General features: G+C 60.2%; 22 protein-coding genes and 1 pseudogene. 11 read left to right on the top strand and 12 right to left on the bottom strand.

Features of this window, described 5'->3' with window-relative positions; all coding sequences use genetic code 11:
• Window positions 1–225, top strand: a pseudogene (locus CUN63_RS32110) (group II intron reverse transcriptase/maturase); the annotation flags it as partial.
• Between the two features lie 857 nt (window positions 226–1,082).
• The gene (locus tag CUN63_RS09450; protein ID WP_056746308.1) at window positions 1,083–1,850 is read left to right on the top strand and encodes an SDR family oxidoreductase; all 768 of its coding nucleotides are present in this window, start codon (window positions 1,083–1,085) and stop codon (window positions 1,848–1,850) included.
• 101 nt (window positions 1,851–1,951) lie between these two features.
• Here the strand turns inward: CUN63_RS09450 and CUN63_RS09445 are convergent, their stop codons facing one another.
• The 7 genes from CUN63_RS09445 to CUN63_RS09415 form a co-directional block, all read right to left on the bottom strand.
• On the bottom strand, window positions 1,952–3,085 hold the full coding sequence (locus tag CUN63_RS09445; RefSeq protein WP_129438926.1) for an AGE family epimerase/isomerase: 1,134 nt from the start codon (window positions 3,083–3,085) through the stop codon (window positions 1,952–1,954).
• Window positions 3,086–3,252: 167 nt separating this feature from the next.
• Window positions 3,253–3,825, bottom strand: a complete 573-nt coding sequence (locus tag CUN63_RS09440; RefSeq protein WP_129438924.1) for a HupE/UreJ family protein — start codon at window positions 3,823–3,825, stop codon at window positions 3,253–3,255.
• A gap of 33 nt (window positions 3,826–3,858) precedes the next feature.
• Entirely contained in the window at window positions 3,859–4,473 is a 615-nt protein-coding gene (ureG, locus tag CUN63_RS09435) for an urease accessory protein UreG (protein ID WP_008157381.1), read from the bottom strand.
• Window positions 4,474–4,496: 23 nt separating this feature from the next.
• Complete coding sequence (locus CUN63_RS09430) at window positions 4,497–5,171, bottom strand: urease accessory protein UreF (protein ID WP_129438922.1); 675 nt, start codon at window positions 5,169–5,171, stop codon at window positions 4,497–4,499.
• Window positions 5,168–5,668 (bottom strand): urease accessory protein UreE, encoded by a 501-nt coding sequence (gene ureE / locus CUN63_RS09425; protein ID WP_111449234.1) that lies wholly within the window; start codon window positions 5,666–5,668, stop codon window positions 5,168–5,170. The genes CUN63_RS09430 and ureE overlap by 4 nt, the downstream gene beginning before the upstream one ends.
• Window positions 5,669–5,918: 250 nt before the next feature.
• The gene (locus CUN63_RS09420) at window positions 5,919–6,551 is read right to left on the bottom strand and encodes a TetR family transcriptional regulator (protein ID WP_129438920.1); all 633 of its coding nucleotides are present in this window, start codon (window positions 6,549–6,551) and stop codon (window positions 5,919–5,921) included.
• Between the two features lie 156 nt (window positions 6,552–6,707).
• Entirely contained in the window at window positions 6,708–7,262 is a 555-nt protein-coding gene (locus CUN63_RS09415; RefSeq protein WP_080932502.1) for a hypothetical protein, read from the bottom strand.
• 387 nt (window positions 7,263–7,649) lie between these two features.
• Between CUN63_RS09415 and CUN63_RS09410 the strand changes: the two genes are divergently transcribed.
• On the top strand, window positions 7,650–9,725 hold the full coding sequence (locus tag CUN63_RS09410; protein WP_129438918.1) for an AsmA family protein: 2,076 nt from the start codon (window positions 7,650–7,652) through the stop codon (window positions 9,723–9,725).
• A gap of 156 nt (window positions 9,726–9,881) precedes the next feature.
• Here CUN63_RS09410 and CUN63_RS09405 read toward each other — a convergent pair whose 3' ends face one another.
• The gene (locus CUN63_RS09405; protein WP_165353244.1) at window positions 9,882–10,826 is read right to left on the bottom strand and encodes a LysR substrate-binding domain-containing protein; all 945 of its coding nucleotides are present in this window, start codon (window positions 10,824–10,826) and stop codon (window positions 9,882–9,884) included.
• 110 nt (window positions 10,827–10,936) lie between these two features.
• Here CUN63_RS09405 and CUN63_RS09400 point away from each other — a divergent pair, with 110 nt between their 5' ends.
• The 3 genes from CUN63_RS09400 (at window position 10,937) to CUN63_RS09390 (ending at window position 12,881) form a co-directional block, all read left to right on the top strand.
• Window positions 10,937–11,575: an FMN-dependent NADH-azoreductase gene (locus CUN63_RS09400; protein WP_129438914.1), complete on the top strand. Its 639-nt coding sequence runs from the start codon at window positions 10,937–10,939 to the stop codon at window positions 11,573–11,575.
• Window positions 11,576–11,881 carry a multidrug efflux SMR transporter gene (locus CUN63_RS09395; protein ID WP_008157366.1) on the top strand — a complete coding sequence of 102 codons (306 nt, stop codon included), beginning with the start codon at window positions 11,576–11,578 and terminating at the stop codon, window positions 11,879–11,881.
• Between the two features lie 109 nt (window positions 11,882–11,990).
• A complete protein-coding gene (locus CUN63_RS09390) occupies window positions 11,991–12,881 on the top strand; it encodes a triacylglycerol lipase (protein WP_129438912.1) in 891 nt (296 codons plus the stop codon).
• Between the two features lie 84 nt (window positions 12,882–12,965).
• Here CUN63_RS09390 and CUN63_RS09385 read toward each other — a convergent pair whose 3' ends face one another.
• On the bottom strand, window positions 12,966–13,853 hold the full coding sequence (locus tag CUN63_RS09385) for a DMT family transporter (RefSeq protein WP_129438910.1): 888 nt from the start codon (window positions 13,851–13,853) through the stop codon (window positions 12,966–12,968).
• Between the two features lie 96 nt (window positions 13,854–13,949).
• Between CUN63_RS09385 and CUN63_RS09380 the strand changes: the two genes are divergently transcribed.
• The 3 genes from CUN63_RS09380 to CUN63_RS09370 all read left to right on the top strand — a co-directional run bounded on the left by CUN63_RS09380 (window position 13,950) and on the right by CUN63_RS09370 (window position 16,419).
• Window positions 13,950–14,744 carry a helix-turn-helix transcriptional regulator gene (locus tag CUN63_RS09380; protein ID WP_178082660.1) on the top strand — a complete coding sequence of 265 codons (795 nt, stop codon included), beginning with the start codon at window positions 13,950–13,952 and terminating at the stop codon, window positions 14,742–14,744.
• A gap of 64 nt (window positions 14,745–14,808) precedes the next feature.
• A complete protein-coding gene (locus tag CUN63_RS09375) occupies window positions 14,809–15,114 on the top strand; it encodes a PsiF family protein (RefSeq protein ID WP_033055593.1) in 306 nt (101 codons plus the stop codon).
• A 291-nt stretch (window positions 15,115–15,405) separates the two neighbouring features.
• A complete protein-coding gene (locus tag CUN63_RS09370) occupies window positions 15,406–16,419 on the top strand; it encodes an AI-2E family transporter (protein WP_129438906.1) in 1,014 nt (337 codons plus the stop codon).
• 69 nt (window positions 16,420–16,488) lie between these two features.
• Here CUN63_RS09370 and CUN63_RS09365 read toward each other — a convergent pair whose 3' ends face one another.
• Complete coding sequence (locus tag CUN63_RS09365) at window positions 16,489–17,763, bottom strand: Hsp70 family protein (RefSeq protein ID WP_033055595.1); 1,275 nt, start codon at window positions 17,761–17,763, stop codon at window positions 16,489–16,491.
• A gap of 299 nt (window positions 17,764–18,062) precedes the next feature.
• On the opposite strand from CUN63_RS09365, the gene CUN63_RS09360 reads away from it, so the two are divergent.
• The gene (locus CUN63_RS09360; protein WP_129438904.1) at window positions 18,063–19,010 is read left to right on the top strand and encodes a DnaJ C-terminal domain-containing protein; all 948 of its coding nucleotides are present in this window, start codon (window positions 18,063–18,065) and stop codon (window positions 19,008–19,010) included.
• Window positions 19,011–19,033: 23 nt separating this feature from the next.
• On the top strand, window positions 19,034–19,339 hold the full coding sequence (locus tag CUN63_RS09355; protein ID WP_129438902.1) for a chaperone modulator CbpM: 306 nt from the start codon (window positions 19,034–19,036) through the stop codon (window positions 19,337–19,339).
• Between the two features lie 153 nt (window positions 19,340–19,492).
• On the opposite strand, the gene CUN63_RS09350 is transcribed toward CUN63_RS09355, so the two are convergent.
• Window positions 19,493–20,620 carry a sensor histidine kinase KdpD gene (locus CUN63_RS09350; protein WP_129438900.1) on the bottom strand — a complete coding sequence of 376 codons (1,128 nt, stop codon included), beginning with the start codon at window positions 20,618–20,620 and terminating at the stop codon, window positions 19,493–19,495.
• Window positions 20,621–20,758: 138 nt separating this feature from the next.
• A complete protein-coding gene (ureC, locus tag CUN63_RS09345; protein WP_129438898.1) occupies window positions 20,759–22,459 on the bottom strand; it encodes an urease subunit alpha in 1,701 nt (566 codons plus the stop codon).
• Between the last annotated feature and the right edge of the window lie 80 nt (window positions 22,460–22,539).

Genomic DNA, 22,539 nt, shown 5'->3' with positions numbered 1-22,539 from the left:
TGCGTCGTCTGGCGACAATGGAAGCGGCCCTCAACGAGGGCACGTAACTTGATGCGCCTGGGGCTTAGCGAAGCTCGCGCCTGCAAATCAGCCTTCAATGGCCGAGGCCCATGGTGGAGCTCAGGCGCATCTCATATGAATCAGGCGCTGCCGAAGAAACTATGGGGTCAGCTTGGGTTAGTTTCGGTACTGGATACGATAAACCGGCTTAGCCGCATAGCTTGAACCGCCGTATACGGATCCGTACGTACGGTGGTGTGAGAGGACGGCGGCTGTAAAGCCGCCTCCTACTCGATCTCCAAAACACCACTAATCCCTGTGGGAGCGGGCTTGCTCGCGAAGGCGGCGTTCCAGTCACTTTGATGCTGAATGTGCCACCGCATTCGCGAGCAAGCCCGCTCCCACAAGGACGGTGGTGTGCTTTCGGCAAATTGTGGAAAACAAATTTGCCAAGCTCTCAAAGCGCGACATAAAGCCGCTGCAAATAGTTGTTTTGTCACGGTTTTGACTTGTCCCCGTTTGCTGTGGAGCTGGCTGTGAATAACGTGGGAGTAGCTGGCTGAAAGCCTTTGAAACCGTGGCTTTCAGAGTTGTGGTTGTTTTTTGATCAGGCGTTTTTGCGGGACCGAGAGCGGGCTTTGTCAACCTTTTTATTGGTGACGAAAGCAGGGCGGAATGGAGTGGAGCTGCCTGTGGATAAGTCTGTGGTTAAACTCTGGAAAGACTCGGCTGAAGGCCGTAGTTGCTGGCTTGGCGCCATCGTCGGTATGGTCGGTCAATCGTGCAAAATGCCATGGGCTACACACCCCGCGTTCCAGGGTCAAGCAAAAAAATTTCCAATTTGCCCGCAAAGCCTTGTGCACAGCGGCTTACAGCTTTTCCACTTGCCCCCGGAAACTGTGGACCGGCCTGTGGATAAGGTGCGCGCACATGGCTGTAAGCCACGGCAGGTAAGGCGTGGCAACGTTTGATCGTTTTTTGTACAGCTTCTGCGGTAGTTGCCGCTGTGGGCAAGGCCGGGCATGCTGGCTGCTGATTTTCTATTCCAGTGGCTGTCGATCAGCCGAAGCAAGGAGAACACGATGTCCAACACCCTGTTTATTACCGGCGCGACCTCCGGTTTTGGTGAAGCCTGCGCCCGTCGTTTTGCCGAAGCCGGCTGGAAACTGGTGCTGACCGGCCGTCGTGAAGAGCGCCTCAATGCGCTGTGCGCCGAGTTGTCGAAGCAGACCGAGGTCCATGGCCTGGTGCTCGACGTGCGTGATCGCAAGGCCATGGAGGAGGCAATCGCCAACCTGCCGCCGTCCTTCGCCAAACTGCGCGGGCTGATCAACAACGCCGGGCTGGCCCTGGGTGTTGACCCGGCGCCCAAGTGCGACCTTGATGATTGGGACACCATGGTCGACACCAACATCAAAGGCCTGATGTACAGCACTCGTCTGTTGTTGCCCCGCCTGATCGCTCACGGTCGTGGTGCCGGCATCGTCAACCTTGGTTCCATCGCCGGCAACTACCCGTACCCGGGTAGCCACGTGTATGGCGCGAGCAAGGCGTTCGTTAAACAGTTTTCCCTGAACCTGCGCTGCGACCTGCAAGGTACAGGCGTGCGGGTCAGCAATATCGAGCCGGGCCTGTGCGAAAGCGAGTTCTCACTGGTGCGTTTCGCCGGTGACCAGGAGCGTTACAACGCGACCTACGCCGGTGCCGAGCCGATCCAGCCGCAAGACATCGCCGACACCATTTTCTGGGTGCTCAATGCTCCGGCGCACATCAACATCAACAGCCTGGAGTTGATGCCGGTGAGCCAGACGTGGAGCGGGTTTGCGATTGAGCGTAATGCCAAGGCTTAAGACCGCGTAACGGCCATTCGCGAGCAAGCCCGCTCCCACATTAGTCCTGCGAACACAGGTCCAGTGTGGGAGCGGGCTTGCTCGCGAAGGCGATCGCCCAATCAACGAAGATAGTCGGCTATTCCGCGATAGCAGGTTGCCAAGTGATAAGGCGTGGTCGACGGCATGTCCCGACGGGTCACGTCACCGTTCTCGTCACGGCACTCATACCAGCCCCCCGCATGCAGAAAGCGCAGCTGCAACGCCTGCAATTGGTGCAGCACCGCTGCCTCGCTGTCTGGCCGCAAGGTCAGGGCACGCAGGTATTCAGCCTGCGCCCAGATTCGCTGCGTAGCGTCCCGAGGCGGGCCGTTCGGTTCCAGGTCGAGCATGGCCCGCACGGCGCCGGTGTGTTGATCGACGCCCAGTTGTTCGGTGAACGCAAAAGCACGTTCCAGAGAAGCATGCAGTGCCGAACCGCGCAGCAACGAAGACGATTCCAGCAGGAAATACCACTCGAACTGGTGCCCCGGTTCAAACCAGTTATCCACAGCGCCCAGCGGTTTTTCCATCAACACACCGTGTTGCGGGTCAATAAAACGCTTCTGCATCGCTGTGCATAACTCGACGAGCGCGTCTTGCACGGCGACGTCTTTGCGCACCGACAGCGTGGCGAGGAAGGCTTCGGCCAAGTGCATCAGGGGATTTTGCAGCGGTCCGGACTCGAGCGAGGACCAGTCACGGTCGAGGCTGGCTTCGTACAGGCCGTCGCCCGTGGCAAAGCGCTGCGCGACCACTTCCAGTGCGGCGTTGAGCACCGATTCCACCAGCGGCTCGCGGACTTTGTCCCAGTAATGGGCGCAGGCGAACAGGATGAAGGCGTGGGTGTAGAGGTCTTTGCGCTGATCCAGGGGCGCGCCCTGCGGGTCGACGCTATAGAACCAGCCGCCATGCTCGGCATCGTGGAAATGCTGCTGCAAGGAACGGAACAGCGCTGCGGCGCGCTCTTCGGCGGCCGGTACCTGGCCGATCAGGCTGGAAAACAGGTAGAGCTGCCGCGCGCAGGCCATGGCCCGGTAGCGTTGGGGCGGCAGCGGTTGATGCTCGGCGTCCAGCGCCTCATAGGGCAGCGCCATGTCGGCATTCCAGCCGGGGCCTTGCCAGAGCGGCACGATCACGTCCTGGAAGTGCTGATGCACCGAGGCAAACAGAGCGGTCAATTCAGGCTGGGAGGCGGAGCGGGAAACAGGCGGCATTGGCTGGCGTCGTCACGGCAGGGTTGATTGCGCGACATGTTATCAGGCCTGAGAGATGCGGTGTCTGTCAGACCGCTATCGCGAGCAAGCTCGGCTCCCACAGGAGTACGCATTCCAATGTGGGAGCCGAGCTTGCTCGCGATGAGGCCCTCGCAGGCGATAGAAAGTCAGCCTGCCAGCAACCACACACCTGTCGCCGCCGACGCTGCACCCGCCAGTCGAACCAATGGCGCCGCCGCTTGAGGCAACACCCGCACGACGGCGTAACCCAACCCATGCAACGCAGCTGTCGCCGCGACAAAACCGGTGGCATACGCCCAAGGGCTAGACATGTCCGGCAATTCCAAGCCATGCGCCACCCCATGGAACAGCGCAAACAACGCGGTTGCCGCAACCGCCAGGCTCAACGGCGGACGCACGGCCAACGCCACCGCCAGACCCAGCGCCAGCACCGACGCCGCAATCCCGCTCTCCAGCGCTGGCAGGTTCAGCCCTTTAAACCCCAATAACCCGCCGATCAGCATGATGCCGACGAATGTGCACGGCAGCGCCCAGCGTGCAGCGCCTTTCTGCTGCGCTGCCCACAAACCGACCGCAACCATCGCCAATAAGTGATCGAGGCCTCCGATCGGGTGGCTGATGCCGGCGATCAAACCGTTGTCGCCATGCCCCGGGTGGGCGAAGGCGATGGCCGGGGTCAGCAGCAGGGCCATGGCGCCCAGAATGCGTTTAAGTGTCATGGATAAGCTTCCTTGTTGATAAGTTGATCGTGTTCACGCCGCTGTCAGCAGGCCCTGGCGTTCGATAAAGGCGATGATTTCTTCCAGGCCGAGGCCGGTTTTCTGGTTGCTGAAAACGAACGGTTTGCCGTTGCGCATGCGCTTGGTGTCGCTGTCCATCAACTCCAGCGACGCACCCACCAATGGCGCGAGGTCGATTTTGTTGATCACCAGCAAGTCGGATTTGCAGATCCCCGGCCCACCCTTGCGCGGCAGCTTGTCGCCGGCCGAGACGTCGATCACGTAGATGGTCAGGTCGGACAGTTCAGGGCTGAAGGTGGCGGACAGGTTGTCGCCACCGGACTCCACGAGGATCAGGTCCAGCCCCGGAAAACGGCGGTTCAGTTGATCCACGGCTTCAAGGTTGATCGAGGCGTCCTCGCGAATCGCCGTGTGCGGACAGCCGCCGGTTTCCACGCCGATGATTCGCTCCGGTGCCAGTGCTTCGTTGCGCACCAGAAAGTCGGCGTCTTCGCGGGTGTAGATGTCGTTGGTGACCACCGCCAGGTTGTAGCGGTCGCGCAGCGCCAGGCACAGGGCCAAAGTCAGAGCGGTTTTGCCGGAACCGACCGGGCCGCCGATGCCGACGCGCAGGGGTTGTGTGTTCATGTGATTCTCCAAATTTAAAGGCCCTAGGAACGGAACAGACGGCTGTACTGGCGCTCATGTGCCATGCACGCCAGGGACAGGCCGAAAGCGGCGCTGCCATAGTGTTCGGGGTTGATTCGGGTGGCGTTCTGTTGGGCTTGTTGCAGCAGCGGCAGCAGTTCGCTGGTCAGGCGTTGCGCGGCTTGCTGGCCCAGTGGCAGGGTTTTCATCAGCACCGCTAATTGGTTTTCCAGCCAACTCCAGAGCCACGCCGCCAGTGCGTCTTGCGGGCTGATATTCCAGGCGCGAGCGGCCAGTGCCCAGCCGAGGGCCAGGTGCGGCTCGGGACGTTGTTCAAGAAAGGCGCGGGCCGGTGCATCAAGCTCAGGCAAACCGTTGAGCAGTTGCTGCAACGAATAACCCATCTGCCGACTTTCCTGATGCAGCTCGCGGGTTTCCCGGCTGGCGCGATGTTCTTCGCAGCGTTGCAGTAATTCACCCCAGTTTTCATCAAAGGCGGCCACACAATGGGCGAGCAGCAACGGCGCTTCGAAGCGCGCCAGGTTCAGCAGCAACTGATCACTGATCCAGCAACGGGCGCTATTGGAGTCGTTGACGCGGCCGTTATCCACAGCCATTTCCAGGCCTTGGGAATAGCTGTAACCGCCAATCGGCAACTGCGGACTGGCCAGGCGCAGCAGCGCCCAGGCTGGGTTCATAGCCGCACGCCGAATTGGTGCAGTTTCGGCGGGTAGTTAAAGTCTTCGTCGCCGTGGCGCGAATGGTGGTGGCCGCCGCCATAGGCGCCGTGTTCCGGCTGGAACGGCGCTTCGATGTTTTCGACCTTGGCATCAAGCTGTTCGAGCATGGCCTTGAGCACGTAGTCGTCGAGCAGGCGCAACCAGCCATCGCCAACTTGCAGGGCGACGTGGCGGTTGCCGAGGTGATAGGCCGCGCGAGTCAGTTCGAAAGCATTGGCGCAGGTGACGTGCAGCAGTTGCTCGGCCCGGGCGCAGACGCGCACGATGCGCCCGTCTTCGGCTTGCAGACACTCGCCGTCATGCAGCGGTGGCTGACCGCGCTCCAAAAACAGCCCGACGTCTTCACCCTCGGCACTGAAACAGCGCAAACGGCTTTTGCTCCGGGCTTCGAAGGTCAGGTGCAACTCGGCGGCCCAGACGGGTTGAGGGTCGATTCTGCGATGAATCACCAGCATCGGAAGGCTTCCAGCAATGGACAATGCTTAGGCTAGAGCAAGGGGCTTGCCAATCGGGTGATACGTAGGAAATGCCTGTCGGAGCTCAGCAAATTCTCCAGGATGCTGCGGCGATTTGGATGAATTTGGTGCGGTGCAGAGCTGCTCGCACCAAATTGCGGCGCACAAAAAAAGATCGCAGCCTTCGGCAGCTCCTACAGGGAAATGCGATCCATGTAGGAGCTGCCGAAGGCTGCGATCTTTTAAGAAGTCACTCGGTGCTGCCCAAGCCTTGCCAGTGTTTGAGGCCGATAAAGATAAAGCGCAACTGCTGAGTGATTTTCGCCTGCGGCGTCAGATGCTCGGGCAGCGCCTGCGCCGGCGGATCAATGATATCCGGCAAGGTCGCGAACACGCTTTTAACAATCAGATCGGCCATGACGCTCAGGCCGGCGATGTCCAGGTGTTGCAGTTTCGGCATCAAGGACAAGTCGGCCGCCAGGTCCGAGCTGATGTCTTCGCGCAAGCGGCCAATGGCCTGGCGCACTGGCAGCGAGCCGCCGTACTGCTCGCGAGCGAGAAACAGGAACTGCGAGCGATTGGCCGTGACCACGTCGAGAAAGATCCGCACCGAGGCGTCAATGATGCCGCCCATGACGAACTCGTTGTGGCGCACCAGGCGAATGGTTTCGCGGAAGGTCTGACCGACTTCACTCACCAGTACTAGGCCCAGTTCATCCATATCGGTGAAATGCCGGTAGAAACCGGTGGGCACAATCCCGGCGGTTCTGGCGACTTCGCGCAGGCTCAGGCTGCCGAATCCTCGGCCGCATTCCATCAAGTGGCGGGCAGCGTCCATCAGGGCGTTGCGGGTCTGTTGTTTCTGTTCGGCGCGGGGCAGCATCGCAAGGGTGTTTTCTGGATAAGACAGCGGCGCACTCTAGCAAATCGGCTTTGCCGGCGTCGAATGACTATCAGGGAATCAAGCGGGGAAGTGAGGCATCTATAACGTCAAAAGCCCAATCCGGGGATTGGGCTTTTTTTCAGGGCCGCCATGGGCTCAGCTCAAAGCGCTGTTGCGTTCGATGACACGGTCACCACCACCTTCAGCGAGGGTTTGACCTTGTGGAGTGCGGTCGGAACCGTCAGCAGCCAGGGTTTGACCTTGTGGGGTGCGATCGGAACCGTCAGCAGCGAGGGTTTGACCTTGTGGAGTGCGGTCGGAACCATCAGCAGCCAAGGTTTGACCCTGTGGAGTGCGATCGGAACCATCAGCAGCCAACGTTTGACCTTGTGGAGTGCGGTCGGAACCATCAGCAGCCAAGGTTTGACCCTGTGGAGTGCGGTCGGAACCATCAGCAGCCAGGGTTTGACCCTGTGGAGTGCGGTCGGAACCATCAGCAGCCAGGGTTTGGCCTTGTGGAGTACGGTCCGAACCATCCTGGGTGATCAGGCCTTTTTCTTTCAGGCGATCATTGCCACCTTCGGCGACGGTTTGGCTGAATACCGAGTGGGTGGATTTGACTTGTGGGGTCGCCTGGTCAGCAGCTGGCAGGGCGAAAGCCGTGCTGGCCAGCATCGAGAGGGTAAGGCTAAACAGTAATTGGCGTTTCATGATTGGGTGCTCCGTAGGAGGGCGATAAAGTGGGTACGAGGGCAATGCTACTCTCGATAAGTCGATATAAAAGTTCATAAACTCAATGGTAATAATCAACGGAATTGATTGTTCCGTGGAACAGCTCTAAATCGGGCGTTTCCGGCAGACGTTTTTGCGCTGAGATGGGTATTTTCGACTCACTTGCGCCTTGCAAAAGTGCGGGTCCGGTAACGCTGGATTGAGGGGGCATCCTGTCCCCGACCGATTATTTGAGCGTTAAGCGGCATTTCGGTTAAACCTGCGCGCCATTTCCCAGTCGTAGACTCCATGGCAGGCCGGTTCTGGCCTAACGTTTCAAACGTGCGTCGCAGTCAGGGCGCTCAGTCGTATCAGGAGCCCTGTGCAATGACGCGCACTCGTAAAGTTTTTACCTGGACCCTCGCCAGCCTTGTTGTCCTGCTGGTCGTCCTGGTTCTGATCATCGCGTTCTTCGATTGGAACCGGATCAAGCCACCGCTTAACGCCAAAGTTTCCGAAGAGCTGCACCGCCCGTTCGCCATCAACGGCAACCTCGCAGTGGTCTGGCAACGTGAACCCGACGAGAGCGGCTGGCGCGCGTGGGTGCCGTGGCCGCATGTCGTGGCGCAGGACTTGAGCCTGGGCAGCCCGGACTGGTCGAAGAAGCCGCAGATGGTCACCCTCAAACGCGTCGAGTTGCGCATCTCGCCGCTGGCCTTGCTGGCGCAGCGCGTGGTGATCCCGCGTATTGACCTGACCGAACCGAATGCCGACCTCCAGCGCCTGGCCGACGGCCGTGCAAACTGGACCTTCAAGTTCGACCCCAAAGACCCGAACGCCGAGCCTTCAAGCTGGGTGGTGGACATCGGTGCGATCGGCTTCGACAAAGGCCACGTCACCCTCGACGACCAGAGCCTGAAAACTCAGCTCGACTTGATCATCGACCCGCTGGGCAAACCGATTCCATTCAGCGACATCGTCGGTGACAAAGCCGCGAAAACAGCGTCGGAAAAGGGTGCCGCGCCGCAGGATTACGCATTCGCGCTGAAGGTCAAAGGCCAATACCACGGCCAGAAACTCGCGGGCGAAGGCAAAATCGGCGGCCTGCTGGCGTTGCAGGACGCCGCCAGACCGTTCCCGCTTCAAGCACAAGTGAAAATCGCCGACACCAGTGTCGAACTGGCCGGCACCCTCACCGATCCACTGAACCTCGGCGCCCTGGACTTGCGCCTGAAACTGGCCGGCACCAGCCTGGGCAATCTCTACCCGCTGACCGGCGTGACCCTGCCGGACACACCGCCGTACGAGACTGACGGCCACTTGATCGCCAAACTGCATGAAGCGGACGGTGCAGTGTTCCGTTACGAAGAATTCAACGGCAAGATCGGTCAGAGCGACATCCATGGCAGCCTGGCCTATGTCGCCAGCCAGCCGCGCCCGAAGCTGAGCGGATCGCTGGTTTCCAATCAACTGCTATTTGCCGACCTGGCTCCGCTGATCGGTGCCGATTCCAACGCCAAACAAAAGGCCCGTGGCGGCGAAAGCAAGCAGCCGGCGGACAAGGTATTGCCGGTCGAAGAGTTTAAAACCGAGCGCTGGCGCGATATGGACGCTGACGTCGAGTTCACCGGTAAGCGCATCGTCCATAGCGAAAAACTGCCGTTCAACGATCTCTACACCCACCTGATACTCACTGACGGTGTGCTGAGCCTTGAGCCCCTGCGCTTCGGCGTGGCCGGTGGCAACCTGGATGCTCAGATTCGCCTCAATGGCCGAACCGAACCGCTGGAAGGCCGGGCAAAACTCACCGCACGCAAGTTCAAACTCAAGCAGTTGTTCCCGACCTTTGAGCCGATGAAAACCAGTTTCGGCGAGCTCAATGGCGATGCCGACATCACCGGTCGTGGCAACTCGGTGGCCAAACTGCTGGGCACCGCCAATGGCAATCTGAAGATGCTGATTAACGATGGCGCTATCAGCCGCGAGTTGATGGAGCTGGCCGGGCTGAACGTCGGCAACTATGTGGTGGGCAAGATCTTTGGCGACAAGGAAGTGAAGATCAACTGCGCTGCCGCCGACTTCGACATCAAGACCGGACTGGCGACCACGCGTCTGTTCGTCTTCGATACCGAAAACGCGATTATCTACATTGATGGCACCGCCAACATGGCGACTGAGCAACTGGACCTGACCATCACCCCGGAATCCAAGGGCTGGCGCTTGATTTCGCTGCGTTCGCCGTTGTACGTGCGGGGCAAGTTCGTCAAGCCTGATGCCGGTGTGAAGGCTGTGCCGTTGATACTGCGCGGGGCGGGGATGGTGGCGTTGGGTGTGATTGCCGCACCGGCGGCGGGGTTGCTGGCGTTGGTGGCGCCGAGCGGTGGCGAACCGAATCAGTGCGCGCCGTTATTGGAGCAGATGAAGGCCGGCAAGGCCCCCGTGACCGTTAAACCCACCAAGTAATCAGGTGCCTATAAGGACGCCATCGTCGGATCGCCGCCCGGAGCAAGCTCGCTCCCACAGGAGATCACTGTACCTGTGGGAGCGAGCTTGCTCCGGGCGGCGATCCGACGATGGCGGTCTGGCAGGCGCTACAGGTCTTTCAGAGTGTCGGCCATGTCATCCCCTCATAGGAGCTACCGAAGGCTGCGATCTCGGCAATAGCCCTGATAACGCTGCTTCCTCCTTTAACCACGCAAAAAACGCCCGCACCGGCGGATGCCGTTCGCGCCCCGGCACGCACAGTGCAGCGTAACCGGCACCATCGACCTGAACCTCACCCTTGTAAGCCACCAGCAAACCACTGGCCACGCTCTCGGACACCAGAATGTTGCTGGCCAGCACCAGGCCTTGCCCGGCAATCGCCGCTTGCAGGGCGTAATGTTCTTCGTCGTATTCACGAACCGCTGGCTTCCCCGCAAGCCAGTTCTCGCCGGATTGTGCGCACCAGGCCTCCCAGCCGTGGGCGTACAGTTTGGAGTTGTGCCAGCGCACGCTGATCAGCGTCGGCGCTCGGCTGGCGGCCAGGGCGACTTGCTCCGGCGAGCCATAGACACCGAAGGATTCGTCGAACAGACACAGGCCATAAAGGTTCGGGTAATCACCGAGGCTATAGCGCAGCACCAGATCGACGCTGGCGTCCTGATGCAAATCGATGACTTCACAGTGGGTATCGAGCCGCAGGCTGATGTTCGGGTGCCGGGCGTAGAACCGGCCCAGCCGGGGCACCAGCCACAACGCAGCGAAAGCGGCGGTGGTGGAGATCGTCAGGCTCGCGCCGCTGCGTTGCGGGCGCAAGGTATCGACACTTTGCGCCACCTCCAGAAAAGCACCGTGCAAGCTGTGGAACAGCCGTTCACCGCAGTCCGTCAGGCGAACTTGCCGTGGCAGTCGCTCGAATAACGGCACACCGAGCCAGGTCTCCAGCGAACGAATCTGATGAGAAACCGCGGTCGGCGTCACCGAAAGTTCTTCGGCGGCAGCCTTGAAGCTCAGCAGGCGCGAGGCGGATTCAAAGGCGCGCAGGGCGGTCAGCGGCAGCGAGGCAAACATTGAAAGCTCCATGGATGAAACCAATTCATCCAGACTGATTTTTGCTCATTTGAAGAGGGGCGGCTACGCGCTTCAAGCTGCAAGCCACAAGCAGTTTGAGTTTAGTCCTTCAGGAGATTCAGATGAGCAAAATTCTTGCCGTACATGCCAGCCCCCGTGGCGACCGTTCTCACTCCCGGCGTTTGGCTGAGGTGTTTCTTTCAGCCTGGCAAGCGGCCAATCCGCAGTCGCACCTGACCCGTCGCGAAGTCGGTCGGGCGTTGATTCCGCCGGTCAACGAGGCTTTTGTGGCCGCAGCGTTTTACCCCGAGCCCGATGCGCGACCGCTGTCGATGCAGGCCGACCTGGCGTTCAGCGATGAACTGGTGGGCGAGTTACTTGGCCACGATTTATTGGTGATTTCCACGCCGATGCACAACTTCAGCGTGCCCAGCGGCCTCAAGGCCTGGATCGATCAGATTGTGCGACTCGGGTTGACCTTCAATCACACCCTGGACAACGGCGTCGCTCAATACGAACCGCTGGTGCAGGGCAAAAAGGCGTTGATCGTCACCAGTCGCGGCGGGTTCGGTTTCGGGCCCGGTGGAGCACTTGAGGCGATGAACCATGCCGATCCGTTGTTGCGAACGGCGCTGGGGTTCATCGGCATCACCGACATCACGGTCGTGGCCGCCGAAGGCGAAGAATCCGAGGCGCGCACCTTCCAGATCTCCGCCGCCGAGGCCGAGCAGCGTTTGCGGGCGCTGGCCAGGGAGTTCTAGATGGCCTGGCTGTTTTTGCTGATCGCCGCCGGCTTCGAAGTCACCTTTGCCATGGGCATGAAGTACGCCGAAGGCTTCACCCGGCTCTGGCCGTCGATGATCACCGTGGTGGCCGCGGTGGGCGGGATCTACTTCCTGACCCTGGCTATGCGCGAGTTGCCGGTGAGCATCGCTTACCCGATCTGGACCGCCATCGGCTCACTGGGCACGGTGTTTCTCGGGTTTGCGCTGCTCGGTGAAAGCCTGACGGCGGTCAAACTGGTGTCGGTCGGGTTGATCGTGGCAGGGGTGGTGGGACTGAAGTAGGGCGGGATGTCATAGACTTGTCGTCGAGTTGTCATCTTCGATGCCGATGCTTGGCTGATGGCTTGCATTCAGCCTTGCGTCACCTCACCGATCACAAGGACGTTCGCCCATGTCGCAAGGTTCCGCCACGCGTTACCCGTTGGTGCTGGTCCCGGGAATGCTCGGGTTTATCCGTCTGCTGATCTATCCGTATTGGTACGGGATTATCTCGGCGTTGCGCCGGGGTGGGGCGACGGTGATAGCGGTGCAGGTCTCGCCGATCAACTCCTGCGAAGTGCGCGGCGAGCAACTGCTGGCGCGGATCGAGGAAATTCTGTGCGAAACCGGGGCCGAGAAAGTCAACCTGATCGGCCATAGCCAAGGGGCGCTGACCGCCCGTTATGCCGCCGCCAAACGCCCGGACCGGGTCGCCTCGGTTACCTCGGTCGCAGGACCCAATCACGGTTCAGAATTGGCGGATTACCTGCACAAACACTATCCGGGAGACAGCGCCAAGGGGCGCTTGCTCAGCGTTTTACTGCGCTGGATCAGTGCGCTGATGAGCCTGCTGGAAACCGGTTATCGCGGGCCGAAATTGCCGGTGGATATCCATGCCTCCCATCATTCACTGACGAATGAAGGCGTGGCGCTGTTCAACCAGCGTTATCCACAGGGCTTGCCTGATACCTGGGGCGGGCATGGGCCGGAAGAGGTCAACGGCGTGCGGTATTACTCCTGGTCCGGGACCTTGCAGCCGGGCAAGACCGATCGCGGGCGAAACCTGTTTGATGGGACCAACCGCAGTTGTCGGTTGTTTGCCAGGACCTTCGTTCGAGAAGTCGGGCATTGCGACGGAATGGTCGGGCGTTACAGCTCGCATCTGGGGACGGTGATCGGCGATGAGTATCCAATGGATCACTTCGACATCGTCAATCAGTCGTTGGGTTTGGTGGGCAAGGGCGCGGAGCCGGTCCGGTTGTTTGTCGAGCATGCTGCGCGGTTGAAGGCCGCGGGTCTATAAGATCAAAAGATCGCAGGCTTCGCCAGCTCCTACGTTGGAATGCGTTCTCCCGTAGGAGCTGCCGAAGGCTGCGATCTTTTTCTATCAGGCGACGCTTATCTTACGGCCCAACACCGTGGTCCAGCGCTCGGAAAGAATCACCCCACCCAACGTCAACATCCCACCCACCAAGTGATACATCGCCAACTGCTCATGCAGCACCACCGCCGCAATCAGCGCAGTAATCAACGGCAGCAGATTGAAAAACAGCGTGGTCCGGCTCGGCCCCAGGCGGATCACTGCCTGCATCCACGCCAATGGCGCAACCATCGAGGCCAGCAGGCAGGCGTAAAGCACCAGCGGAATGTTCTGCAGCGTCGGGCCGATCTTCGGTGAGGCGAGGAACAGCGGAAACAGCACCACCACCGCCACCCATACCTGCAAGTACAGCAACACCAGCGGCGGCAAACGCAGCTGCCACTTTTTCAGCAGCGTGCTGTAGATCGCGTAGGCCAGGGTGGCGATCAGCATCATCGCGTCACCCAGGTTCACCCCGTGTTCGAGCAGCGCACCAAGGCTGCCGGATGAGACGACCACCAAAACCCCCGCGAGCGACAGCACCGCACCGGCCAGGGCCCCGATGGTCAGGCGCTGGCCCAGGCTAATGATCGCCATGGCCAGCGACATCAGTGGCATCAGCGACAGGATGATGCCCATGTTGGTGGCCGAGGTCAGGCTCGCGGCGAAGTACGCCAGGCTTTGGTAAACAGCCATGCCGAGCACGCCGAGCACAACGATCTTGCCCAGGTTCGGGCGGATCGCTGGCCAATGGGCGATCACCGGTTTGAGCATGAAGGGTGTGAACAGCAGTCCGGCAAGCAGCCAGCGGTAAAAGCCGATCTCGGCGGGGAAGATCGCCCCGGCCGACATCTTGGTGATCACGGTGTTACCGGCCCAAATGAAAATGGCCAGCAGCGGATAAGCGTATTGCATCGATAAAAACCAGAACGTTAATGAGGGGTGATTATCGCCTGTCTGGATACAAGCCTATACTTCGATCCAGACAACCTGCCCCTGATGACGGACAGCATGACCAGTAAACACATCGATCTGCTGGATTTCAGCGAACTGCCTGCCCCGGTGTACTTCCGTTATGCCGACTTTGATGCGCATCGTTATGCCTCGGCGCACCGTCATCCATGGGGCACGCTGGAGTATTCGGCCCATGGCGTATTGCACATGGACATCGGTGGCAGCCGCTTCATGTCACCGCCGCAATATGCGGTGTGGGTGCCGCCGCAGACCGAGCACAGCTTCAACAGCCATCAGCCGATCAACTATCGCGCGGTCTGCCTGGCTCCGCCGATGTGCCAGGATCTGCCGCAACAGGCCTGCACCCTGGCCATCAGCGACATCCTCAAAGCGATCCTCAAAGACTTTGCCGCACGCGATGTGAAGATTCCCGAGCACGACGCTGACAAACGTCTGGCTCAGGTGTTGGTAGATCAGCTGCAACAGGCGCCCATCCACGAGTGTTATTTGCCCTACGCCAGCAGCCCCGGCTTGCTCGGGATACTCGAAGCCTTGCAGGCCGAGCCCGGTGATAACCGGCCCTTGGCGGAATGGGCCGCGCAGATCCATGTCAGCGAACGCACGCTGGCGCGGCGGTTCTTGCGTGAGTTGGGCATGAGTTTTGGCGAGTGGCGGCAGCGGTGGCGGTTTCTGGCGGCGATCGAAGCGCTGGACAGCCAACGCAGCATTCAGGAGATCGCCTTCGATATGGGCTACAGCACCGGCTCAGCGTTTATCGCGATGTTTCAACGTCAGGCGGAGTGCACGCCGGAACAGTATCGACGCAGTCACCTTGAGGCCAGGAAGGTGTAACAGGTGTTGTCTACACTTCAGAGCGAGGCCGTGCTCGTCGGCGCGGCAACAAGGAGAAAACTCCATGAAGATGTTGCGTGTCCCTTTGTTGATGATCGGTTTGCTGCTTTGCGCCCAGGGCTTCGCCGCCACTGAGCAACAGAACAAGATGACCACCTGCAATGCTGACGCTACCGCGAAAACCCTCAAGGGAGACGAACGCAAAGCTTTCATGAGCAATTGCCTCAAAGCTGCACCCGCCGCCGATGCCGCCAAACCCCTGACGCCTCAGCAAGAAAAAATGAAAACCTGCAACGCCGATGCCGCCACTAAGGCGCTCAAGGGCGATGCGCGCAAAACCTTCATGAGTGATTGCCTGAAGAAGAAATAAACAACAGGGTCATGGGTGGGGCGGGAGATTTGTGGGGGCTGTGAGGTCCCCTTCGCGAGCAAGTCGAATCGTCGCACCGCCGCTCCCACATTTAGCCGCATTCCATCTGGAAGAACTCGGTCGAATGTGGGAGCGGCGGTGCGACGATTCGACTTGCTCGCGAAGAGGCCGGCAAGGACATTGCAAAAATCCGCCACCATTGCGACCAAGGTCGACCTACACAATCCCTAGTGCTGGCATCGGAACGCTGGCAGACTGCCAATCCTTTTACGCCGTTCGTTTTGAGGCTGTATGCCAACGTTTTCTCAACGTCACGTCTTGCTATTCATCAGTTGGGTCATCATTTTCGGCGGTTTGTTGCTGGTGATACCGCTGCGGTTGCTGCCCAGTCTGCTGGCCGGGCTGCTGGTGTTTGAACTGGTCAACATGCTCACCCCGCAATTGCAGCGCCTGATCGAAGGTCGGCGTGCGCGCTGGCTGGCGGTGGCGTTGTTGGGAACGCTAGTGGTCAGTGTGTTGACGCTGATCTTTGCCGGTGCCTTCAGCTTTCTGCTGCATGAGGCGGAAAACCCCGGCGCTTCTCTCGACAAATTCATGGGTGTGGTTGATCGGGCGCGCGGGCAACTGCCGCCGTTCATCGACGCCTATCTGCCCGCCAGCGCTGCCGAGTTCCGCGTGGCGATTGGCGAGTGGGTGAGCAAGCACCTCAGCGACTTGCAGCTGGTGGGCAAGGACGCGGCGCACATGTTTGTGACGCTGCTGATCGGCATGGTGCTGGGGGCGATCATTGCCTTGCAGCGCGTGCCGGACGTGACCAAGCGCAAGCCCTTGGCCGCCGCGCTGTTCGACCGCTTGCATCTGCTGGTCCAGGCGTTTCGCAACATCGTGTTCGCCCAGATCAAGATTTCCCTGCTCAACACCTTCTTCACCGGGATTTTCCTGGCGGTGGTCCTGCCGATGTTCGGGATCAAGTTGCCGCTGACCAAAACCCTGATCGTACTGACGTTCCTGCTCGGCCTGCTGCCGGTGATCGGCAACCTGATGTCGAACACCCTGATCACCATCGTCGGTCTGTCGCTGTCGATCTGGGTGGCCGTGGCGGCGCTGGGGTACCTGATTTTTATCCACAAGCTCGAATACTTTCTCAACGCGCGCATCGTTGGCGGGCAGATCAGTGCCAAGTCGTGGGAGTTGCTGCTGGCGATGCTGGTGTTCGAGGCCGCGTTCGGCCTGCCGGGGGTGGTGGCGGGGCCGATTTATTACGCGTATCTGAAGAGTGAGTTGAAGCAGGTGGGGATGGTTTGATCAGGTAGATGTGTATTGCCTAGTCTGGCCCCTTCGACTTGCTCGCGAAGGGGGCGACTCGGTTTCAGATCAATCCATCGTGCCGTAGCGCTTCATCGCTTCAATCGCCAAGCCACTGCCGATGCTGCCGAAGATGTTCCCTTCCACATGCCGCGCGTTCGGCAACATCGCCGAAACGCTGTTACGCAGTGCCGGAATCCCACTCGAACCGCCCGTGAAAAACACCGTATCCACCTGATCGACCCGCACGTTGGCGTCGTTCAGTAGCTGGGTCACGCTGTTGCGCACGCGCTCGAGCAGGTTGTCGATGGCCGATTCGAACAGTGCCCGGCTCAACTCCACGCTCAAACCCGGTTCGATGCGGTCCAGCGGCACATGGCGGCTGTCGGCGTGGGTCAGCTGGATCTTGGTTTCTTCCACTTCCATGGCCAGCCAGTGGCCGGCACGCTGGTCGATCAGCTTGAACAGGCGATCGATGCCGCCGGTGTCTTCGATGTCGTAGCGCATGCTGCCCAGCGCCAGGGTCGACTTCTGCGAATACACCGAGTTGATGGTGTGCCAGGTCGCCAGGTTCATGTGGTGGCTGGTCGGCATGTAAGCGCCGCTCTTCATCCGGCTACCGTAGCCGAACAGCGGCATCAGGCCTTGCAGGCTCAACTGCTTGTCGAAATCGGTCCCGCCGATGTGCACGCCGCCGGTGGCGAGGATGTCATCGTGACGGTTGTCGTGGGTACGGCGTTCAGGGGACAGACGCACCAGCGAGAAGTCTGACGTACCACCGCCGATGTCGACGATCAGTACCAGCTCTTCTTTTTCGATGGTCGACTCATAGTCGAAAGCCGCCGCAATCGGTTCGTACTGGAACGAAACGTCTTTGAAACCGATGGCGCGGGCCACGTCCACCAGGGTGTTTTCGGCTTCCTGGTCGGCCATTTCATCGTCATCGACGAAGAACACCGGACGACCGAGCACCACTTCATCGAACTCGCGACCGGCGGCGGTTTCGGCGCGCTTCTTCAGCTGGCCGATAAACAGTCCGAGCAGGTCCTTGAACGGCATCGCCGTGCCGAGGACGCTGGTGTCGTGCTTGATCAGCTTGGAGCCCAGCAGGCTCTTGAGCGAGCGCATCAACCGGCCTTCATAGCCTTCCAGGTACTCGTGCAGCGCGAGGCGGCCGTACACCGGGCGGCGTTCTTCCATGTTGAAGAAGACCACCGAAGGCAGGGTGATCTTGTCGTCCTCCAGCGCGATCAGCGTTTCCATGCCGGGGCGCAGCCAGCCGACGGTGGAGTTGGACGTGCCGAAGTCGATACCACAGGCACGGGCTGGAGATGCGTTTTTCATGTCTTTCGAGTTCCGGTTAAAAAACGGCCGCGCAGTGTATGTCAGTGCGGCGCAGATTCGAAGGCCGACTATCCGCTAAATCTCAGCGATTAGCGCCTTGATAAGATGCCCCGATGCCCCAAACTTGTCTGCATTGGGCCTGGCAGCCATCGGACGGTCGCAAGAACCGCCCACCGCTGCCGATATAAACTTCTGATGCGCTGCCCGGTCACAACCTTGAGATCGGTCAACCTGGCGGCTGCCAATAAGCGCATGCTGCCGGTGGTGGCGCGATATCGATAACGGATGGTGATCCTTAGATGGACTTCAAAGACTATTACAAGATTCTCGGTGTGGAACCGACCGCGGACGATAAGACGATCAAGGCCGCCTATCGCAAGCTGGCGCGCAAGTATCACCCGGACGTCAGCAAGGAAAAGGACGCCGAGTCCAAATTCAAAGACGCCTCGGAAGCCTATGAAGCGCTGAAAAGCGCCGACAAGCGCGCCGAATACGACGACTTGCGCAAATACGGCCAGCACGGCCAACCGTTCCAGGGCCCGCCGGGTTGGCAGGGTCGTGGCGCAGGCGGTTTCGGCGGTGGTCAGGACACAGGCGATTTTTCGGACTTCTTCAGTTCGATTTTCGGCAACCGTGGCCCTGGTTTTGGTGGTGGACAGTCGGGCCGTAGCGCCGGACGTCGAGGGCAAGACGTGGAAATGGAACTTGGGATTTTTCTGGAAGAAACCCTCTCGAACGAATCGAAGAAGGTCACCTTCCAGGTGCCGCAGTACAATGCTGCCGGCCAGCATGTCAGCAACACCAGCAAAAGCCTGAACGTGAAGATCCCGGCCGGCGTGACCGACGGCGAGCGCATCCGCCTCAAGGGCCAGGGTGCACCGGGCACTGGTGGCGGGGCCAATGGCGACTTGTTCTTGATCATTCGCTTTGCGCCGCACCCCAAGTTCGACGTCGAAGGCGAGAACCTGATCATTACCTTGCCGTTGGCTCCGTGGGAATTGGCGTTGGGCGCCGAAGTTGCCGTGCCGACCCTGACGGGCAAGATCAACCTCAAGGTTCCGGCCGGCAGTCAGAATGGCCAGCGCATGCGCGCCAAGGGCCACGGCTTGATGAACAAGGCCGGCCATCGCGGTTATCTGTTTGTACAACTCAAGGCCGTCATGCCTAACGCCTCGGACGACGAGGTCAAGGCGTTGTGGCAGGAACTGGCGAAAAAAGCGGCTTTCAACCCCAGAGAACACTTCTGATCCAAGAGACGGAGTAGCCCATCATGAGCAACCCCCTGATCGTTCAACTGGACATGGCAGAATTCTGTGAGGCGACCGACCTGTCGGACGTCTACGTGATCGAAATCGTCGAACACGGCATCCTCGAACCTCAGGGCAACCAGCCCAAGGATTGGCGTTTCAACGATTATGAGTTGGCGCTGGCCAAACGTGCCGCGAAGCTGCGGCACGATCTGGAGCTGGAATGGGAAGGCGTCGCCCTGGCGCTCGACCTGCTTGAAGAGGTCCAGCAACTGCGGGCCGAGAACCGTATGCTCAAGCAGCGGTTGGGGCGGTTGGTGGTTGAGTAATCGTTCTGATGTTTTTGTGGCGCCTGCCAGTCCGCTTTCGCGAGCAAGCCCGCTCCCACAGTAGATCGCTGGCGTGCACAAATCTTGTGTTCACAGAAAATCACCTGTGGGAGCGGGCTTGCTCGCGAAGAACGATAACGCGGTCTCCCGGCATCACACCTTTCTGGGCAACACCACGGTAAACAGCGTGCCATCGGTCTCGTTCGAGCTGACCTCGATCGTCCCGGAATGGGCGTTGACCACTTCCTTGACGATAAACAGGCCCAAACCGAGGCTGGTGGATGGCTGGCCGAGCTCTTCGTCGGCGCTGCGCACCAGTGGATCGAAGATCGTGCCGATAGCATCCTCAGGAATTGGAACACCATAGTTATGCACCGTCAGGCGAACCGCGTCAGGTTCGCCGCTGAGGGTGACCGTCACATCGCGCTTGTTCAAACCATGCTGTAACGCATTACCGATCAGGTTTTGCAGGAGTTGACCAAGCCGTCCGGCATCCCAGACGCCTCGGGTATCTCCCTGCACGTTCACCGTCGGATCGCACTCCGGGTTACCGGCGCAGGCTTCGGCAATCGCCGTGTGCGTCGCATCGGCCAAGTCCATGGGCGCCGGTTCGACTGGCAGGCTCTTGCCCAGGCGACTGCGCACAAGCTCCAGCAAATCGCTGACCATCACCGCCATGTGCCGCGCGCCGCGCTTGATATTGATCGCGCAGGTCAGCGCATCGCCTTCTAGCGGCGCTTTGCGCAGCAGCAACTCTGTGGACATGCTGATCGCTTGCAGCGGCGCGCGCAGGTCGTGGCCGAGGATTGCCAGGAAAATATCCCGTGAGCGATTGACCTGCTCGGCATAGGCCGCCGTCGATTCGGCGAGGGCTTCATCGATCGCTTCGTTGAAACGGATCATGTCCTGGAAGTAGGCCAGGTCCGGCGACTCCAGGCTGTCGACCCACAGGCGAATCACACAAGCACGCAGGTGGCGGAATTCGCTGGTCATCTGCACCAGATCGAAACCCACGGTGTGGCGCAATTCACCATGGCTGGCACCGGCTTCGTCCAGGCTTGGGGTTTTTTCCGGGCCTTCACCCTTGGCTTTGGCGAGCTGTTCGCTGGCGGTCTGGGGCTTGGTCATGTCCCGGGCGGCGGCGAGCAGAATCGCCCTGGCGTGGTCGCGCAAGGCTACTCGGTCCATGTTTTCGGCTGCCGGGGTGATGGTACTGGCGAACTGTTCCCATTCATCGACGATACGGTCTACGTGCTGGGCGATGAAATCACTGAGGCGCATGGGCGTTTACCTTAAGCGCAAAGGGCGGGTGAGGCATCTTAGCCCCATATCTGACGTTAGCGAATACTCCGGATGGCGCTCGAACCGGGGCAAATCCGACCTCAGGGCTGGTGCCGCTTGAAGTCGGGCCTTGCGGATTCAGAACAGGAAATACCGTTGGGCCATCGGCAGGGTTTCTGCCGGCTCACACCACAACAGCACGCCATCGGCCTTGACTTGATAGGTCTGTGGATCGACGTCGATGTTCGGCAGATAGTCGTTGTGGATCAGATCGGTTTTCTGCACCTCGCGGCAACCTTTGACCACTGCGATTTTCTTCTTCAAACCCAGGGCTTCGGGCAATCCGGCGTCCTGCGCGGCCTGACTGATGAAGGTCAGGCTGGTGGCGTGCAGCGACCCACCGTAACTGGCGAACATCGGGCGGTAATGCACCGGTTGCGGCGTCGGGATCGAGGCGTTGGCGTCCCCCATCAGGCTGGCCGCAATCGCGCCACCCTTGAGGATCAGCGTCGGTTTCACGCCAAAAAACGCCGGGCGCCACAGCACCAGATCCGCCCATTTTCCCACCTCGATGGAACCCACTTCATGGCTGATGCCATGGGTGATCGCCGGGTTGATCGTGTACTTGGCGATGTAGCGTTTGGCGCGGAAGTTGTCGTTGCCTTCGCCATCACCGGGCAATGGGCCACGCTGTTTTTTCATCTTGTCGGCGGTCTGCCAGGTACGGGTGATCACTTCGCCAACGCGGCCCATCGCCTGGCTGTCGGAGCTGATCATCGAGAACGCACCGAGGTCGTGGAGGATGTCTTCGGCGGCGATGGTTTCGCGGCGGATGCGGCTTTCGGCGAAGGCTACGTCTTCGGCAATGCTTGGGTCCAGGTGATGGCAGACCATCAGCATGTCGAGGTGTTCGTCGATGGTGTTGCGGGTGAACGGCCGGGTCGGGTTGGTGGAACTCGGCAGCACGTTGGCAAAGCCGCAGGCCTTGATGATGTCCGGGGCATGGCCGCCACCGGCGCCTTCGGTGTGATAGGTGTGGATGGTGCGGCCCTTGAAGGCGGCGAGGGTGGTTTCGACGAATCCGGATTCGTTAAGGGTGTCGGTGTGGATCGCCACTTGTACATCGTACTGGTCGGCGACGTTCAGGCAGTTGTCGATGCTCGCTGGCGTAGTGCCCCAGTCTTCGTGCAACTTGAGGCCGATGGCGCCGGCCTTGACCTGCTCGATCAGCGGCTCTGGCAGGCTAGCATTGCCCTTGCCGGTGAGGCCGATGTTCATCGGGAACGCATCAGCCGCCTGAAGCATCCGCGCCAGGTGCCACGGTCCGGACGTGCAGGTGGTTGCATTGGTGCCCGTGGCCGGGCCTGTGCCGCCGCCGATCATGGTGGTGACGCCGCTCATCAATGCTTCTTCGATCTGCTGCGGGCAGATGAAATGGATGTGCGTGTCGATGCCGCCCGCGGTGAGGATCATGCCTTCACCGGCGATGACTTCGGTGCTGGCGCCGACCGCGATGGTCACGTTCGGCTGGATGTCCGGGTTGCCGGCCTTGCCGATGGCGGCGATGCGGCCGTCCTTGAGGCCGACGTCGGCCTTGACGATGCCCCAGTGGTCGATGATCAACGCGTTGGTGATCAGCGTATCGACGACATCTGCGGCGAGTAATTGGCTTTGACCCTGGCCGTCGCGGATGACTTTACCGCCGCCGAATTTCACTTCTTCGCCGTAGGTGGTGAAGTCCTTTTCCACTTCGATCCACAGCTCGGTGTCGGCCAGACGGACCTTGTCACCGACGGTGGGGCCGAACATGTCGGCGTAGGCTTGTCCTGAGATTTTCATGCGCTTGCCTTGAGATTCAATTGGATTTAAGACCGCTCGCATAGCTCGCTATCGCAGCCTCGCTCCGCTCGACAACTCCT

Origin of the sequence: Pseudomonas sp. ACM7 (assembly GCF_004136015.1) — a bacterium.
GTDB classification, from domain to species: Bacteria; Pseudomonadota; Gammaproteobacteria; order Pseudomonadales; family Pseudomonadaceae; genus Aquipseudomonas; species Aquipseudomonas frigoris.
Note: the sequence above shows the minus strand (reverse complement) of the source record. Positions and strands in the feature narration are given on the sequence as shown.